Genomic DNA, 18,328 nt, shown 5'->3' with positions numbered 1-18,328 from the left:
TTAAAAAGAATAACTTCATGAATATATCTACTTTTTCTCCTGGCGTTTGCCCGAATTGGGCAGCCTCTGTTATGAGTAAACTGGATTCTTATTTTTGTTTAGGGGGCAAGACTACTCGAGTTATTTCTTACCCATCTCCTTCTGAGCTTACTTTAGCGAAGGAAGAACATACCAAAGTTTCTACAATAGTAAAGATCTTAAAAATTATTTCCTTTATCATCTTCTTCCCTCTTGTGATAGTTGCCCTAGCCATACGCTATCTCTTACACAAAAAATTTGATAGGAAGTGCTTCTATTTACCAGAAGGAATCACTAAAGAAGAAGAGCTTATCCTTGCTGCCAATTCTAAATTAGTTAAAGAAGCTGCTCTAGAGGTTTCTCCTTCATTCTTTGCACTTCCTAAAAAATATCAGGTTATAAAAGTTGAAACTCCCGAAGGACAAGCTCCTAAAATTACTTTCTCTATCAATATAGAACTGCTTTTAAAAGACTTGGATCTGCAATCTATTGATTGGCCTACAGTACATCTATACGATGACATAGACTTTACAGGTCATCCAGAAGAGAAAGCCCTAATTGATAAGATTCGTAAAATTGAAGGAAAAGATAGCAAGCAGATGAGTCTAGAGAGCAAAATACTCTTAACACGTCATCTCTTAGAACATGTTTTTGTTTATAGCACAAAGGACCTGGTCTCAATAAACCCGGAACTTACAGATTATCCTTCTGGTAGAGCTACATATATGTCTTGGCAATCTCCGTCCTTTGAAAAAAGACATGAACCCAGCTTTTGGAAGAAAATGTATTTCGATATTCTACCTGGCCAAACCCGTGATTATAAAAAAAGTGATTGTGGAGTTGGCTTTATAATCTATGATAGGCTCTTAGAACTCGGATTAACCCTCCCTATACCAACAGAACAACTTATAGACCAATATGGCTATCCTGTGAATCTAAGATACTTCATGATATTCTGGGAAAATGAGTTTCAGTCTGTTTTAAAAGATCAAGGGCTTATTCAAGAGTAATCTCCAAAAAAAACGATTAAAAAGGCTAGTCTTATATGGGCCAGCCTATAATTTCTCTCTTATTTTGAACACAACCGCTCTTTTGTTCTTTGGTTGAAATATTTGTCATTCTTAAAAAATTCTTCTTTATAAAGTAACCATCTCCACTAACTTGATAAATAAAAATAAATTTTAACAATTGCATTAATGCGGCCTAAAAACTAAAATACATGTTTAACTCATTAAAAATAATAATTTTATGAACGTTTATACTTTTTGTCCTAGCGCTTCTCCTAGTTGGCAAGCCTCTCTTATGAGGAGTTTAGACTCTTATTTCGATTTCTCTGGGATTAGAGAAAGAATTGTTCTTATAGATTCTAATGGCCTTACTTTAGCCAAGGAAGAACATACTGAAGTTTCTACAATAGTAAAGATCTTAAAGATTATTTCCTTTATCATCTTCTTCCCTCTTGTGATAGTTGCCCTATCCATACGCTATCTCTTACACAAAAAATTTGATAGAAAATGGCTTTATCTACCAACAGAAATAACTAGAAAAGAAGAGCTTATCCTTGCTGCCAATTCTCAACTAGTTACAGCAGCTGCCCTATCCGTTACTCCTTTATTCTACGGCTTCCCTAAAAAATATCAGATTATAAAAGTTGAAGTTGTTAAAGAGCAAGTTCCTAAAATTACTTTCTCTATCAATATAGATCTGATCTTAAAAGACTTGAATCTGCAATCTATTGATTGGCCTACAACACATCTATACGATGACTTAGACTTTACGGGTCATCCAGAAGAGAAAGCCCTTATTGATAAGATTCGTAAAATTGAAGGGAAAGATAGCAAGCAGATGAGTCTAGAAAGCAAGAAACTCTTGGCAAAGCATTTCTTACAATATTTTTGCTGCAACCTACCTGATCCTACTATAAAGAGTGCGCCCTTACTTTTTTATACATATAATAAAGACAAATATGGAGACTATAAAACCATATGGCATGAGATCTACTTTGTTCAGACGGGCTCTATATTCCACAAAGTATCTGGAGCGCTACTCTACGATAGGCTCCTAGAGCTAGGGTTTGCTCTTGGACGACTAACTTCTATGGGAGCTGTTCTTGGAACCCGTTTCACTATAGAATGGGATAATGATACTAGGGTTGAGTTTTTACAAAGCATAGACTTTTTGCCAAAGTAGACTTATGAAAAAATATATGTTTAACCAAGAAACAGCGTTAAACTACAATATATTTACTTTTAGAAAGACTTGATTAAAAAAATAGATAGCTAACGATTAGCGGAAATAGCGGTAGTCGGATTTGAACCAACGACACGCAGATTATGATTCTGCTGCTCTAACCACCTGAGCTATACCGCCAATTAAATTGGTAATAGCGGGAGAAGGATTCGAACCTCCGACCTTTGGGTTATGAGCCCAACGAGATGACCTCTACTCTATCCCGCGATATGACAACGACTTTATCAAACTTAACTATTTTTATACAAGGGAATATAGCTTTTTAATGCATTCCATGTACGATCAAAAGCTATCTCTTCTGTTTTTAAAAAAGCTTTTCCTTTTTGTATATAGCTTTCACGCGCTTCGATATCGTGTATCAATAGAGACACAATATTAAATATAGGTTCTGTTCCTTCTAAACACAGTCCTGCGCCAGAAAGGAGTAGGCGCTGCGCAAGTTCTGATTGCGATGCAATAAATGGGCCAAAGAGCAAAGGAACCTCACACTGCAATGGTTCCAATAAATTATGTCCCCCAATTTTCGGATCGAATGTACCTCCGACAAAAGCTAGGTCACCAGCAGCATAAAGTTGCTTTAATAAGCCAATTTCATCAACAAGCACAACCGGAGCATAAGAAAAATTTGCTCCACGACTCCACAAACCGTAGGGAATACGAAATCGGCTTAAAGTCTCTTCAATATCTTTAGTCTTTTCAATATGTCTAGGCACCCATAAAACAGAAACATTCTCTTTTACTAACTTTTGTACTGCGGGCAGCCACTTTTCAGCATCACTCCTATGCATCGAGCCTAAAACGATTAACTTTGATTCGTTAGTTAATCCTAGCCGCTCTCTCCAAATCTCGCGCTCCATATAAAGAGAATTTTGCTTTTTGAAATAGGTCTTGATATTTCCTGTAACATGCAATTTGCTTTCAGGTATCCCTAAAGAAAGAAATCGCTGCTTTTGAACCTCGTCTTGCAACAAGAATTCGTCTACTGGGGAAAAATAATTCTTACCTAAACGTTTTAAAAAACTAAATCGCTTTGAAGAATCTAGAGAAATTTTACCGTTAATCACTAAAGTAGTGGCTCCTACGCGCTTTGCTTCTTCAATAAAATTCAACCAGCAATCACCTTCAGAAAAGACTACAAGAGAGGGATGTAATTTACGCACTAAAGGTTTGATAATTACGCTAAAATCTAAAGGTAATATCGAAACTGTTACACCCATAGGAGAAAACACTTGTCGTGCTACCTGTTCTCCAAGTTCTGTACATGAGGTAACTATACAACGCCAACCAGGAAATTCCTGAAAAAACTTCTCAACTACAGGTAAAAGCAAACGCACTTCTCCAACAGAAGCTCCATGGAACCATACCAAAGGGCCATTTCCAGGAACCTGTGGTTTTTTTAAACCAAAACGAGTAGCCAGAGATTTTTTATACTTACCGTAAACTACCATTTTATAAAGAAGCTTAGGAAGCGCAATTACAAATGCGCAAACTAAAACAACATCGTAAAAGCACTTAAAAATACGATATATACCTCGTAGCATCATAGGACAAAATTCACTAATTTATTAGGAACATAAATTTCTTTTTTTACTTGAGCATCTTCTAAATACTTGACAACTAAATCCCGAGACAAAGCTAAAACATCTTTTTCAGCAGTTCCTTTGTTAATCTGCATACGTCCTCGCAACTTCCCATTCACCTGAACAACAAGAGTTACCGTTTCAGAAACTAAATAGCGTTCTTCTACTCGAGGCCAATTTGTTTGATCAATCCCTGGAGAATTCCCTAAAGCAACCCATAGTTCCTCGCTAATATGCGGAGCTATAGGAGCCAAGACACGCACAGCCATGGCTAAAGCACCTTTAGCGTAAATTGGCAGCCTTGAAAAGTCATTCAAAAACTCCATAAATGAAGACGGTATAGTATTTAAAGAAATTTTTTCAATACATTCCGTAATACGGTGTACTAACCTATGAGCAAGGGCAAATCCCTCATGATCTTCTATATCCTTAACCTTTGATGAAGTAACTAGATCATAAAAGCGATTTAAGAAACGACGACACCCTCCAACACCTTCGTTGGACCAGATTTTATTTTTGTCTAAAGGACCTGAGAACATAGCATACATACGTAAGGAATCGGCACCATACTCCTCGATAAGAATCTGCGGATCCACGCCATTAAGCTTTGACTTTGACATTTTTTCTTGACGAACCTCTACAATCTCTCCTGAAGTCGAAACCCATTCTCCATTTTCTTCTCTAATCTGATCTAAGCTCAAGTACCCTTTACCAGGAATTCGATATGAGGGGGCAAGTACTAGCCCTTGATTAATAAGCTTCCTAAATGGTTCTGGTGTAGAAACAAACCCAGCATCATAGAATACACGATGCCAAAATCTAGCGTAGAGCAGATGCAAAACAGCGTGTTCCGCCCCTCCGATATAGAGATCTACAGGCATCCAGTATTGTTCTTTTTCTTGATCCCAAGGAGCCTGAGAATTGTGTGCATCACAAAAACGCAGGTAATACCAACAAGACCCTGCCCATTGTGGCATGGTATAGGTCTCTCTACGTGCACGTTTTCCTGTTTTTTCATCATGGATATAGACCCAGTTTTGATCCTTTGCTAATGGGCTTTGACCGAATCCCTCAGGACGATAGTCGTTAATATCTGGAGGGAGAAGGGGTAACTCATCATCTTCTAAAGGCCGACAACTTCCATCCTCGAAATGCAAGATAGGGATAGGCTCGCCCCAAAATCTCTGTCTAGAAAAAAGCCAGTCACGCAATTTGTACATAGTTTTAGCCCTTCCCAAGCCGCGTTTTTCTAAGTATTTTAATACATAGTCTCTAGCTTCTTCTCCAGATAAGCCATTTAAACAAAACCCTTCATAATTACTATTAATGCATACCCCGTGCATATCTATCACTTGATGCGCAGGGAGAGAAAACATTTCAGCAAACTCTCGATCTCTTTCGTCATGAGCAGGAACTCCCATTACAACTCCTGTTCCATATCCTAAGACTACATAATCTGAGATCCAAATAGGTAAAAGCTTTCCTGTAACAGGGTGCTTCACATAGTTTCCTGTAAAGACTCCTGTTTTTACCTTAGCAGCGCTAACGCGCTCTCGTTCACTTTTCCTTAAGCTCTGTTCAACATAGGTGGCAACCTCCTCCTTCTGTTCTTCGCTTATTAAAAGATCCAAGTCTGGGTGTTCTGGAGCAATCACCAAGAAGCTCACTCCTAATAAAGTATCTAACCTAGTGGTAAAGACTTCTAAACTTCCCTTTTCCATACCAAATGTTACAACGGCACCTTCTGATTTTCCTATCCAGTTTTTCTGTAATTGTTTGATATTTTCAGGCCAATCAAGATCATCAAGCCCATCGAGCAACTTGTCAGCATATGCTGTAATCTTGAGAATCCACTGACGTAACATCCTGCGTTCTACAGGGTATCCTCCTTCTATAGAAAAGCCATTTTCAACCTCTTCATTGGATAAAACAGTACCAAGTTCTGGACAATAGTTCACTGCCATATCAGCCATATAGGCTAACCCCTTTTTATAAAGGAAAAGAAAGAGTTTCTGAGTCCAACGGTAATAATCAGGATCACTTGTAGCAAACTCGCGTTCCTCATCATAAGAGAATCCCATAGCAGAGAGTTGCTTTTTAAAATTAGCAATATTATTTTCGGTTGTAACTTTGGGATGGGTTCCCGTGCGAATTGCGTATTGTTCTGCTGGCAAGCCAAAGCTATCCCAGCCCATAGGATGGAGAACTGAGAATCCCTGGGCCCTTTTATATCTTGCGATAATATCTGTAGCTGTATAGCCAATAAGATGTCCTACATGTAAACCTGCACCTGAAGGATAAGGGAACATGTCTAAAACATAATATTTTTCCTTATCGCTACATTCATATGCTTGAAAGCTTTTATGTTCTTTCCAAAATTTTTGCCATTTTTTTTCTATTAAGCTAGGATCGTATCGCATAGGAAGCTTGAAACTCTCGTATATATTAAAACTTAAAAACGTTTAGTGTACGTTTCCTAGAGTGAAAAAACAAGAGTCTTAAAGATTTTTCATTTATATCCTTCCTAATATTGACAAAAACAAGTAACGCCCTCTAATCTATTAGGCACTACTTTTAAATTTTTTAATAAAGATGTATAAAGCTATTTTTTTAGCTGCTTTCCTTTTTTCAATAATTCTAAAGACTTCAGCAGCTCCAATACAAATTCCAGGATTTCCTCAAATCCCAGAAGAGCTTGCTCAAATAAGTACGCAAGTTCATCCAAAGCAAGAAGTCTGTTTCGCAATTACAATACCCTGTAGTGACTATAACCTTCTTGGTGTATTACATCTTCCTAATACTCCCACTCCAGAATCAGGATTTCCTATTGTTATCGTGTTTCATGGCTTTCGAGGGACAAAATTCGGAGGCCTAACGGGATCTTATCGACAATTAGGACGGAAGTTAGCAGCTGCTGGTATTGCTACTTTACGTGTTGACATGGCTGGTTGTGGCGATAGCGAAGAATTTGCTCAAGATATTTCAATTGCCAACTATTTGCGTGATGCTTACACAATTCTTGAAACTGTAAAGGAACACCCGGATCTTAATGCCTATCGACTAGGAGTTGCAGGTTTTTCTTTAGGTTGTCATATAGCGTTCGAACTTGCTAAAATCTATAATCCAAGCGAATTAAATATTAAGGCCTTAAGTTTATGGGCTCCCATTGCAGATGGTGCTATCTTATTAAAAGAGCTTTACGAGAATTTTACTAAACACGGAGAAGAGGATATTGTTTCTCTTGGTCAAGATTTTGGTTTTGGTGCTCCTCCTCTAATTCTTCGCCCTGGAGATGCTGAACTCTTGATACGCATTCAAGATCATGTTATAGCAAATTCCCTACCTAAAAAAACTTATATTCTCCACCAGCAAGGCTCTAACGATAGTTTAGTTTCCTCTACTCAACAAATGTTATTTAAAAATACAGCTCCTGGAAGAATGGTTTTTAGTACTTATAATAATACAGGACATAACCTAGCAACTGCTCCTGATTTAGGTACGATTTTGGATGAAATTGTGAATCACTTTAAAGAAAGACTATGAAAGCTTGGCTTTTTTAAAGTAGTAAGGAATACATTCTATTTATAGTTCTCAAAATTCGTTTCTTGATTCCTCTTAGTTGTTATTTTATAATATTATCAAAACCTCTCCTTGCACTCCGAGGGCATTTATGGCAGACGTCTTAATCATAGGCGCTAACCCTACAGGTCTTATTTTAGCAAATATGCTAATACAATATGGGATCTCAGTAAAAGTTATCGATAATAGAAACTCTCCTGACGATTCCAGTTTCTTGGATTGTGGTAAGCTTCCTATAATTTTGTCTTGTTCTTCTTTAGAGCTTCTTCATAACGGAGAAATGCTAGGTCGTTTTGTCCAAGAAAATCATAAGATTTTTGGAGCTCGCTATCACTGGAAAAAAAGAACGCTCCTATTTAAGTTCAGTCAAGCTACAGACTCTCCAGTTCCTTTTTCGCTATCCACAACTTATGAAAATTTAGAAAAACATCTTATTAACGAATTTCTAAAGCGCGGGGGAATCATAGACTGGGCAACACGTCCAGTCACTTTAGTTGATAACAATATCTTTATTGAAAGCACAAAGGTAAGCCAGAATTTCGAAAATCGTGAAATCTATAATCCAAAATGGATTATTGCTTGTGAAGCCGATAACAACTTAGATATCAAGGATCTTGTTAAAAATCATCTCAGAGCCCGGAAGATCAATCGAGAAGTTCTTTTTATCAATTGTGATGAAGGTGAACCCTTTGAAGAGGATCACATCCATCTCCTTCCTATTACTAATAACTTCTTAAACTTTGTTTTTTATAATCCCCAGGAAAGAACCAAACAGCTCTGTCTTCCTCAAGGAACTCATTCTATCTCGACGAAGCTCAAGCAAAAACTATTATATACTTATAATCTAGTCATTTCTGAAGAAAATTTTTATCTTAAAACTAGCCATCTAACTTTTCCATCTGATTATGGAAATTTATTATTCCTAGGGAGCCTATCAAACAATCTCCTTCTCTCGTATCTTAACGGTATTAATACGAATATTCACGCCGCCTTTAACCTCGCTTGGAAATTGCTTCCTGTATTAAAAAAGGCTGCACTGAAACATTTGGTAATCACAAAAGAACAGGAGGATGGGAATATTCTTCCTTATGTTAGCCCTAATACGGAAAAACGAGCCAAAAAGCTACCCTTTTCCCGGCTCTATACACCTGCTTTGATGTACTATTTTTTAAAAGGATGTCGGAAGTTTAATACTACAGGAGAAGAATACTACTATCCTCCCTACAAAGCGTTAAAATATCGTTCGAGCGATATTATTAAAATGTCTCCTCAAGACAAAGAAATCAGCGGTCCTGGGCCAGGAATGCGAGCTATAGATGCGCGTCTAGAAAGTGGATCTTTTCTCTTAGACCCTTTAAAAAGCAGTAAACATCTTCTTATCTTTTTTAAAGATATTCCCGATCTAAAACAAGCTCTCCAAGAAGAGTATGGTGAGTGGATAGAGGTTAGTAATATTAAAGAACCTCGAATCCTCAAGCTCTATCATGCTAATCCAAACTCTTTATTTATCATTCGTCCAGATCGCTATATTGGCTATAGAACACATACTTTCAAACTACACGAACTCATTTCTTATCTCCTAAGAATCTTTGCTAGTGAGAAGACCGTATAGCAAAATTTCTCTTCCTCTCTAACGTAGAACTAATATCTCAATCACTTAGAACTAGCATAAAATAGCTCCTAATCTTTCTCAGGCATTGTTTATTTTTATTTTATAACAGGAAAAAAAGGAGTTTAAATAAACCAATGCAAAAATTTTAGGTATGAGACTCATTGCCTACAATCAGACAATCCTTTCCTCTCTTGAGACTTTCTTTTTTCAATTATTCTTCCTATATTTAGAACTGTACATTGTCAAGAGCCTAGGGTAATAATATTCCTTTTAGAAGTATGAACTTCTCAACTCAAGATTATAGTTGTGTATTAGCCCCTTCAATGCTTGCCTTTTTCTAATATCATGAGGATAAAAATAAACTCTGCCTGCATATCTCTTTTTGAATCTTTCAGGATATACTTTGACAACCACTTTCTTTTAAAAGGAGTTTACCCTAAGTTATTTTGAATAAAATTAGAAATTTGTGTGCTGAGAAGACCTAACTCCATTCTTAAATCTTTCTTGGAGGCATTTATTTGGCCAAGAACTTCTTCAATCTTAGTTCGCAACTCTGTTTCCACTGCACCCCCCCTGTTTTCTAGGGTATCTAATTCATCAGAAACTAGATTAGAACGTATTTCTAAATCCAAAAGTTGACTTTGATTCTCTAACCACTCCTTTTTATCCTCCAAAGCACCTAGTTGGAGAGAAAGTTCTTTAGTAAGAGATTGTAAATTCAAAAAGTCGGACTTATCTTCCAACCAAGTTTTTTGATCTATTAAACGATCGTATCTATAAGAAACTTGTTGAACGCGAATTTCTAAATTCAATAACCAATTCTGATTTTCTAGCCATGTTTCACTATTCAATAGGCTATTCAACTGGATAGAAATTCCTAAAAGAGAGATTTGTAAATTTAACAGCTTAATTTCTCTTTCGAATCCCGTTTCTTTACTATGTAATACCTTTAACTTGTCATCAATTTCTGCGAGTCGTGCCTGAGCCGTTTCCCAATAAGGATGAAATACTTTGCTTTTTTCCTGAATATAACCTTCTGCTTCAGCCTGAGCTATTTTAGTTTCTTTAAGGTTATTTAATTCTGTGACACTAAGTAAACAACGATTTTTAGCATGTCTAAATGCCACATATAATCCGCTAACAGGAAACTTAAGAAGTTTTTGTAAATACTTATGATATCTTACATCTTCGGTCGCTGCCTGGTTACTTTTTAGATGCTCAACGCAGGCCTGCAATATATCCATAATACTACCTACGGAAGATTCTTTATCAACACTAGACTTATCCAAAACAGAGTTTATAAGATGAAGAATCTGATCATTTCGATTAACCTGAGATAAGGTTAAACTTGTCTCAACTATCTGTCGAGCAGCATATAGTTCTCGCATCATTGTTGTGACTGTAGAGTTCGTTCCTGGTTCTTGAGCGTGCAATCCATACGTCAATCCTATTAAAGATTCATGCTTACGCACATAAGCGGACAAAGCAGCTTTCGCAGCAGCATAATCTTCTGGACTAACAGATTGTTGTCTCTCTAGTCTATTACTAATATCTACAAGCAACTGATAAGCTTTAACAATTTGATTGTATCCGGACAGACTAGTCTCAGGCGATACAAATCTAACAAAAGGTTCCAAATAATCTAGCCCCAGAGTCTTCAGCATTTCTTCTCTAGAAGCATTTTTCCTATCTACTTGTCCTTGTTTTGCACGATCTGGTTTTATCAAAATTTTATCTGAAAATGTAGACTGCATCTCCATGTTACAGAGTCCTTGAGAAGATGAAATATTCAAATAATTCTCTAGAACTTCTAAGCTACCAGAATTCGCTATGCGTAAAACACTTTCTTTAAACTTTTTTTTCGCTTTATGTTTCTCTGCCCTTTCACTTGTATGACTATAGATCACTGTTGCCAACGCGTGTAATTCCTTAGCTTCTTTAGCTATATCTATATCTTGCGTTCCTAATTGAGATAATTTTTGTTGAATAAGATCTCTAAGCAAGTTTTGGATAAATAATTTAGACTCAAAATCTTCCTTTAATACTTCTTCACTCTTTAACTTTGAAACCTTATTAGCCAGACTCTGCGCATGAGTCCGTTCGTTATCATATTTGGTCTTCTCTAGGACTAAGCCTATGCGCTCTTTAACTAAAGCATCCTGTTCTATATTAACGTTTTGCTTCTCCTTTTCAAGTCGCTTTAGTTCATTGTTCAACGTTAAGAAAGATTGAGATAAAGTTTCCCTCTGGGGAATCCCAAGTACACGTTGCTCTCCTTCTAATTCACCCTTAAAACGCCTCTTTATCCGTTTATCTAAATTTTTAGCATCCTTACGAAATTCTTTAGTAATATCCTTTAAATTCTTTTCTTTAGGTTGAATATTCTCTAAATCATGAATGACACTACGTGCCCACGACTGATTAAAACCCTCAAGGCTTAAATTTTCCTGAAGTTTAGCTAGGCGATTGAGATCTTTATTATCGAATTCTGAAGGAAGAATTTTAGTTGCAGGAAGCAACGACTTTGCTGTTTCTAAAACCTTTTTTTCAAACATCTTTTTCTGAAATATATGATCAAAGAATAAAGGACACATTTGAACACACAGTAAGCCTATGCAAACAAGGATGACCAACCATAATGCTTGTTGTGCAAGAAAGAGAGCGCCGAGAATGCAAAGTATTAACCCTAGAATTCCACTAATGATTCCCTTAGCTAACCCCCATTTATCTATAGATTTTTGTAATGTACCAAGCATTTTATCTAAGTCATCACAACGCTTTTCTAAAAAATGGCTCTGCTTTTTCTGAATTATAGAGATATGGTTGGCAAGCCCAATACGTACTTCTGGAGAAATTTCTCCGGAAGATTCAGGAATCTGAATAGGAGCAGCAGAGTTACTTTGCATTTCCAATATTTCAAGCAAATCAGTATAGGTATTCCGATCAAGACTCTGCATAGAGCTAAACATCCTAGAAGAAAATCGAACTAACGTTTCAGTATCGAAACTCCGGATATCTTTTTGCAAAATCGAGTTAAATGACTCCATATCAGAAAGGATGCTAAGTAGGTGCTCTTGATTTTTCTGAATTAAAGGAGCTATTCCTTGATTCTCAGTCTCCCGAGCATCTATACGTGCTTGTTTTGCGCTCGCTACTAGTTCTTTCCTTTTTTCCTCTGTTTTTTTAGATAAAGCATCCTCTTTATTCACTAGAGAACGCAATAACATAGATCCCTCTGAGACACCCTCATTATAGATTTGTTGTCGAATCTCATTAACCGCTTCAAATATTGGAGAGAGTTCGTTGATTAGGTTCTGGTATTCGATAGCTAACTGGGCAATGTCTTCAGGATTCATTCCAATGTTCTTTTCTTCAACCTCAGCTTGCATCGACTTTAAATTTGATGAAATTCTATTAATAGTCGATAAGAGATGTTCGTCTGAAGTATCTTCACCTTTTAATGAATCTACAAGACGTAGAAAATGAGAATGAGAGCTTGCAAAATCGTGCAGTAAAACCCCTGTAAGCTTATTTTCCTTAAACGCCTGATAACTTTTTTCCCACCTATTTAATACATCTTTAAGTGCTTGCAACTGATTCTGCAAAATGTCTTTCGTCTGAAGGATATCGGTATTTTTCTTTCCTGAGACTGCTCCCCAATCATCTCGATTCAATACCCCTTGCATTTGCCCTATAGCATTTCGAAGTCCGATGATTCTTCTTTCAGGGTGTTGTAAAATTGTTGACTTCACACTATTTTCAACAGATTTTCCAAGAGATATTGCTTTATGGAAGTTATTAATTAGTGAGTCGTTATCCCCAATGCCTACCAAGTAGCTTACAAGTTTTTGCTCGGCTCTGCTAACGCATTCTGTGCTGTTATTACATTTACCAAGGATCTCTTTTCTACTTTTTTCTAATTGTTCTCTAAGACCATCTAGCACCAGCAACAAATCTGCATCTTCTATTGCCTTGTCTTGTTTCTCCTGAATAGCAGCTGAGAACTTCTGGTGTACACCAGACCACTGGTTCAATAATTTTGAATCACAACCATCTCGCAGTGCAAGTTTGAGATGCTGCTCATGTATCAATGTGATGTTATTTTGATCTAAAACCTGGGATTGAGTTAATTGTTTATAACACCCAATTAAGATATTTAAATTCTCGAGAGATTGAGCGGCGCTGTAAGCCGCTGTCAATGCAGAAAGATCTTGAAAAATCTTACAAGCATAATCGAGCTGTTGCTGATGATTTAATAAGTAGCTCTTTACACGATCAGATAACTGCGCATTCCAACTCATAAATGTTGGGCTGTTGAGAAAGCACTTTATATACTGATCTATAGATTTTTTTGCCTCGATGCCGACATTTATACCATAACCACAAACCGCCAAGATTTCTCTAGCAAAACCTAAAATACCTCCAGAAGGTACCTTACCTATGTTCTCTCCATTCGTTGCTAAAGCAGACTTCTGAATTTCCCGAATCGATTGATTTCCCTCTGTATCTTTTAAGATTCCCTCCTTAATACTGAAGACCTGACTATAGATGCGCTTCCATTCTGGACTATTCACTCCAGAGATTCCGAGTAAAGCGTCTGTCTGATAATGCTGTAATCCAGATCCAGCTAAATCCAATCTGGAGTCCAAAGAAACACCTCCGTCCTCCTTTGTCTCATGTAAATCAGGACGGAGGCTTTCTTGTAGTCTAGACAAGAAGCCTTTCTCCGGTTTTGTTCCAGTAATATTATACTTATGAAGAGTAGACGTTCTTAAATCAGGGTACTGACTAAGCAACTGCTGGCGATATAGTTGGAAAGCACGGTATCTTAACTGGATATCCTTACACTTGGTTTGAAGACGTCTAGAGATTAATACAGACGAAAGCCCAAACCCAAATAAAATAAGACAGGGTACCCACATAGGTAGCCCGAACATCATGCATAAGGGAACTATGCAAGATAGAGCGATGGTAATTAACGTAGCAATAATAATAATAACTTTATAGCGCGAGTATTTACTCAGCTCCGTATTCTCTATACGTTCTATACTAGCATCTAGAACTTCAAGAAAATGCCTACGGTTAGCTAGCCAGCCGCGGGAACTTTTAGCTTCTTCAGTTAAAGGAACGCCTTCCGAAGGTGAATTCAATACAGAGTGGGAATTCAATGATGAACCAGAATTGTGCTGAGATGGATTAGTTGAAGAAGAGGCCACGTTTACTCCTAAAGAATAAAAGAACTTATGAAATAGGGAGTAATTATAAACGAACAAGAATTTATAATAAATAATTTTAAATCGAATTTAATAAAAAAGAACTGAATATATTAATAAAAAATTTAAATAAAGAATTCTTTAAAAACAAATTATTTTAAATCAACAAGATTTGTAAAGGCGTCTTGATCTAGCATACAGACTCCCAAATCTTTAGCTTTTTTCAATTTAGATCCAGGATTGGTACCGACAACTAAATAATCAGTCTGTTTTGAGACTGAAGAGGCTGTCCTTCCTCCACAACTGCGAATTGCAGCTTCTGCATCCGACCGAGATATCCCTAATAAAGTCCCTGTAATTACAAAAACCTTCCCAGAACACTCGGACCCCGGTTTATGATAATGAAAAATTCGCACCCCTAAATCCTGCATTTTTCTAATTTCATTCAAATGATTAGCATCTGAAAAATAATTAAGAATAGCGTGGGCAACCTTTTCACCAATACCCTCAAGAGAAAGCAGCTCTTCTACATCTGCTGAAATCAATCGTTCCAACGTTTCAAAATGTCGCGCAAGTACTGTAGCAACACCTACTCCTATATAAGGAATCCCTAAAGCAACAAGAAAACGGTCAAGATCGACATTTCTAGCCTGAGTTATACTTTCTAGAATCTTTTTTGCTGAACGTTCACGAATCCCCGGGACTTGCATTAAATCTTCAGCAGTAAGCAGAAAAAGATCTACACGTGTATGAATTATACCTAGCTCAAAAAGCTTTGTTATGACCTTGATACCTAAATGCTCTATGTTTAAAGCGCTTCGGCTAACAAAAAAGCGAATCTTCTCAATCGCTCCCGCCATACATTTAGGATTTATACAACGAACTGAGACCTTATCCTCTTCTCTCACTACCTGACTGTGGCATACAGGACACCATTCTGGCATATTCCAAACTTGGGAACACTTGGAACGTTTTTCTTTACAAACCCTAATAACTTTCGGAATGACCTCTCCCCCCTTAGCAATACAAACAGTATCACCAATACGGATGTCTTTTCTATGAATCTCGTCCTCATTGTATAGAGAAGCCCTAGATATTAACGATCCTGATAACAATACTGGCGTAAGTTTAGCAACAGGAGTAAGAACCCCTGTTCTCCCTACTTGCACAATGATGTCCTCAAGAATTGTTTCAGCTTCTTCTGGAGCATACTTGTAAGCTATTGCCCACCGATAATGCTTTCCTGTTACTCCAAGAAGCTTTTGACTCTCTAAACTGTCAACTTTTATAACGGCCCCATCGATTTCCATAGGCAAAAAACTACGTTCAGTTTCTATGTTCTGTAAAACTGAGATAACTTCTTCTGGATTAGAACATAGTCTTGGTCGACCAGAAACCGGCAATCCCCATTCGATACAGTTTTGAAGATTTTGATAATGGGAATCACTATTCTCTGAAGCAATCACATTATAAATAGAAATTTCTAACTTACGTTTTGCTACTTCTTGAGGCGAAAGTAGTTTTAGGGTTCCTCCTGCAGCATTCCTTGGATTAGCAAAAACACTTTTTTTAAGGTCCTGTTGTTTATCATTGATAGTTTGAAATGTAGAATAAGAGAAAAAGACCTCCCCACGCACTTCAAGAAATTGCGGAGCATCTTTAGGAAGCTTCAAAGGCAAAGAGCGTATAGTACGAATATTTGCTGTAATATCTTCACCCTGCTTACCATTTCCTCGAGTAAGCGCTTGAGTCAAAATATGATCTTCATAACGTATTGCTACAGCAATCCCATCGATCTTAAGTTCTATAGTGTATGAGGGGCTCTTTCCTAAAAATTTCTCTATTTTAGAGAAAAATTCCCTTAATTCTTCCAAAGAATAGCTATTAGCTATCGAGAGCATGGGTTCTTTATGGTGAACTAAAGAAAAATGTCCGGAAGGGCGATCTCCAAGACGATTTGAAGGAGACCATAATACTTTCCATTCGGGATGACTTTCCTCGATCTGGAGAAGCTTGCGTATCTTCATATCATATTCATAATCAGAGATTCTAGGACGATGCAGGACATAATAAGAATAATCGTGGTCTTCTATTTCATTACATAAAGTTAGATAATGTTCTCGAGCACTCTCTTGAGTCATGAATCTCTCTTAATGGATATTTCTAGCACACCGAAAACCATAGGTACTATTTACTGCTCCAGGATTGTTACGATGACGATGAGCACAACGAAGATCATCTTTTAAACTTTTCCAACATCCCCCTCGCAATACACGATAAACTCCCTGAGCAGGACCTTGAGGACTTTGTGGCTCTTGGGAAGAAATTTCATAAAAATCATACCCATACCAATCTTGACACCACTCATAAACATTCCCTGCCATATCATATAAACCATAAGGATTCGGAGGATAACTCATTACAGCCGTCGTATCCGCAGTAAAAAAGTTTGCTCTGCTTTTTTCTATTTCTTCACCACAAGGGTAACGCAGTGAAGCCAAACCTCCAGATGCAGCAATCTCCCACTCAGCTTCTGTAGGAAGGCGTTTTCCTACCCATTCCGCATATCCTGATGCGCCATACCAAGTAACTCCTACTACGGGATGCTTCACATAACCAGGCTCTATAATAAGTTTTCCTGAGCGACGTTGTATACGTGAATCTCGTAATCGAATTAGTTCATTATAGTGTCTATCTTGTTCACTACCACAAGACTCTAGATAACGAATGAACTGTTCATTTGTTACAGGATGAATATCTAAAAAAAAACTGTTTAAAATCACTTTATGAACAGGAAGCTCGTCACGTTGACCTTCTACGCTCCCTCGAGAAAATTCTCCTCCTTCTATTAAAACCATTTCTGTAAGTATAGGTTGAGGCTTAGGTTCTTCTTTCTCTGCTTCTATATAACGACTAACTACTGGCTCTCTGACTAATAACGACTGTAAAGCTTGAGAATATCCCACCTCTTCTATTCCTGAACTTCCCACTGGTTCTATCGCGGTATCCATAGCTTTATCTATGGAACATGCTTCCACTAAAACAAACTCTAAATGTTCTACACATTCTTTTTTTTGTTGAGTTATCTGAAATTCGCTTTCTTTAAGAATAAGTTCAGGAAGTTTTTCAGGCATGTCCAAAGGTTCTGCTATTTCTCTTAAAGACGTCTCAAGGCAATTAGAAACAACATTCTGTAGCTGTTCCCCTGAAGATTTTTTTCTTATCAAAGGTAGAAGTTCTTTTGCTCTATTCTCCTCAAAGTAACTTAGAGAAGAAAGAAGTAAAAAATCCCAGTCATAGACATATTGAGAGTAAGTTTTAGAAGGCATAGGAAAAATGCCTTGAGGAAGAAAACCAAAAAGTAAGTAATACGTTATAGCACCAAAAGCATATGTATCTCCATGTTTTCCTTCTGTAGGGTGAAGTAATATCCTTTCTTTTATCCTGGCTTCTCCATTTTTATGATCTGTAAAAAGGGATTGCAAAATACGCTCTTTTAACAACGAAATAAATCCTAAATCAGGAAGAACTACTATAGGGACCCCTTCAGAAATACGGATATGTATGCTATCAAGGTTCCATTCTTCTTGGTACAATCCTTCTGAATGCGCATAGTCTAAAAGAGTTGCGAGTTGGCTTATAAGGTCTACAATTTCTATTTCTCTAAGTTGACGCGAAAGACTTTTCAAATATTGGGTTAGAGAAAGCATAGGAACATCTTGTCCTTGAGTGACTAGAAAATATCGTCCCGAAGCTTCGGAAACATTCTCTATAGTAAGAATCCCTGGTTGGTTTAGTTTGGCAAGCTTAATAACAACATCTCGAAAGGCTTCCATAAATGTTTGGGAAGATCCTAGATCAGGAAGAAGAAGACGAATAAAATAACGTTTTTTTATAAATCGATGTTCTGCTAGAAGATCTTCGCTCCATAAGCTTTGTCCTTTGCGACAAAGAATCTTGTAGTCACCTAAAAACTGGGCTTCTATATCCTGTTCGCTTTCCATAGAGCCAACTCTCCATTATTAGCCTGATATTTGTATAAGCCAACTATAAATAGCAAAAGGGAAGATTGCAAT

The 18,328-nt window shown here is 37.2% G+C and carries 9 protein-coding genes and 2 tRNA genes; 4 read left to right on the top strand and 7 right to left on the bottom strand.

The window, feature by feature from the left end; all coding sequences use genetic code 11:
* Nucleotides 1–17 precede the first annotated feature (17 nt).
* Together C834KP_RS00665 and C834KP_RS00660 are read left to right on the top strand one after the other, a co-directional pair.
* A complete protein-coding gene (locus C834KP_RS00665; RefSeq protein ID WP_108896301.1) occupies nucleotides 18–1,028 on the top strand; it encodes a DUF648 domain-containing protein in 1,011 nt (336 codons plus the stop codon).
* Nucleotides 1,029–1,266: 238 nt separating this feature from the next.
* Nucleotides 1,267–2,208: a DUF648 domain-containing protein gene (locus C834KP_RS00660; RefSeq protein ID WP_108896300.1), complete on the top strand. Its 942-nt coding sequence runs from the start codon at nucleotides 1,267–1,269 to the stop codon at nucleotides 2,206–2,208.
* A 106-nt stretch (nucleotides 2,209–2,314) separates the two neighbouring features.
* Here C834KP_RS00660 and C834KP_RS00655 read toward each other — a convergent pair.
* From C834KP_RS00655 to leuS, 4 genes are all read right to left on the bottom strand, one after another.
* Nucleotides 2,315–2,388 (bottom strand) — tRNA-Met (locus tag C834KP_RS00655).
* Nucleotides 2,389–2,402: 14 nt separating this feature from the next.
* Nucleotides 2,403–2,475: transfer RNA gene (locus tag C834KP_RS00650), tRNA-Met, on the bottom strand.
* Between the two features lie 23 nt (nucleotides 2,476–2,498).
* Nucleotides 2,499–3,812 (bottom strand): lipid IV(A) 3-deoxy-D-manno-octulosonic acid transferase, encoded by a 1,314-nt coding sequence (waaA, locus tag C834KP_RS00645; protein WP_108896299.1) that lies wholly within the window; start codon nucleotides 3,810–3,812, stop codon nucleotides 2,499–2,501.
* Complete coding sequence (gene leuS / locus C834KP_RS00640) at nucleotides 3,809–6,268, bottom strand: leucine--tRNA ligase (RefSeq protein ID WP_108896298.1); 2,460 nt, start codon at nucleotides 6,266–6,268, stop codon at nucleotides 3,809–3,811. Before leuS ends, waaA begins: the two co-directional genes overlap by 4 nt.
* A 172-nt stretch (nucleotides 6,269–6,440) precedes the next feature.
* Here leuS and C834KP_RS00635 point away from each other — a divergent pair, with 172 nt between their 5' ends.
* Together C834KP_RS00635 and C834KP_RS00630 are read left to right on the top strand one after the other, a co-directional pair.
* Nucleotides 6,441–7,391, top strand: a complete 951-nt coding sequence (locus tag C834KP_RS00635) for an alpha/beta hydrolase (RefSeq protein ID WP_108896297.1) — start codon at nucleotides 6,441–6,443, stop codon at nucleotides 7,389–7,391.
* Between the two features lie 127 nt (nucleotides 7,392–7,518).
* On the top strand, nucleotides 7,519–9,039 hold the full coding sequence (locus C834KP_RS00630) for an FAD-dependent oxidoreductase (RefSeq protein WP_108896296.1): 1,521 nt from the start codon (nucleotides 7,519–7,521) through the stop codon (nucleotides 9,037–9,039).
* A gap of 431 nt (nucleotides 9,040–9,470) precedes the next feature.
* Here C834KP_RS00630 and C834KP_RS00625 read toward each other — a convergent pair whose 3' ends face one another.
* The 3 genes from C834KP_RS00625 to C834KP_RS00615 form a co-directional block, all read right to left on the bottom strand.
* Nucleotides 9,471–14,255, bottom strand: coding sequence for a hypothetical protein (locus C834KP_RS00625; protein ID WP_108896295.1), 4,785 nt, complete (start codon nucleotides 14,253–14,255; stop codon nucleotides 9,471–9,473).
* Nucleotides 14,256–14,404: 149 nt separating this feature from the next.
* Complete coding sequence (gene ligA / locus C834KP_RS00620; protein ID WP_108896294.1) at nucleotides 14,405–16,393, bottom strand: NAD-dependent DNA ligase LigA; 1,989 nt, start codon at nucleotides 16,391–16,393, stop codon at nucleotides 14,405–14,407.
* A gap of 9 nt (nucleotides 16,394–16,402) precedes the next feature.
* Nucleotides 16,403–18,256, bottom strand: a complete 1,854-nt coding sequence (locus C834KP_RS00615; RefSeq protein ID WP_108896293.1) for an SUMF1/EgtB/PvdO family nonheme iron enzyme — start codon at nucleotides 18,254–18,256, stop codon at nucleotides 16,403–16,405.
* Between the last annotated feature and the right edge of the window lie 72 nt (nucleotides 18,257–18,328).

Origin of the sequence: Chlamydia serpentis (assembly GCF_900239945.1) — a bacterium.
Classification (GTDB): domain Bacteria; phylum Chlamydiota; class Chlamydiia; order Chlamydiales; family Chlamydiaceae; genus Chlamydia; species Chlamydia serpentis.
The sequence above is the reverse complement of the archived record's forward strand: the minus strand, read 5'-3'. Positions and strand labels throughout refer to the sequence as shown.

Bases quoted from the DNA above. Each gene is read 5' to 3' on its own strand.
- leuS (WP_108896298.1), bottom strand. From the start codon at position 6,268: ATGCGATACGATCCTAGCTTAATAGAAAAAAAATGGCAAAAATTTTGG.
- C834KP_RS00630 (WP_108896296.1), top strand. From the start codon at position 7,519: ATGGCAGACGTCTTAATCATAGGCGCTAACCCTACAGGTCTTATTTTA.
- ligA (WP_108896294.1), bottom strand. From the start codon at position 16,393: ATGACTCAAGAGAGTGCTCGAGAACATTATCTAACTTTATGTAATGAA.
- C834KP_RS00660 (WP_108896300.1), top strand. From the start codon at position 1,267: ATGAACGTTTATACTTTTTGTCCTAGCGCTTCTCCTAGTTGGCAAGCC.
- waaA (WP_108896299.1), bottom strand. From the start codon at position 3,812: ATGATGCTACGAGGTATATATCGTATTTTTAAGTGCTTTTACGATGTT.
- C834KP_RS00615 (WP_108896293.1), bottom strand. From the start codon at position 18,256: ATGGAAAGCGAACAGGATATAGAAGCCCAGTTTTTAGGTGACTACAAG.
- C834KP_RS00665 (WP_108896301.1), top strand. From the start codon at position 18: ATGAATATATCTACTTTTTCTCCTGGCGTTTGCCCGAATTGGGCAGCC.
- C834KP_RS00635 (WP_108896297.1), top strand. From the start codon at position 6,441: ATGTATAAAGCTATTTTTTTAGCTGCTTTCCTTTTTTCAATAATTCTA.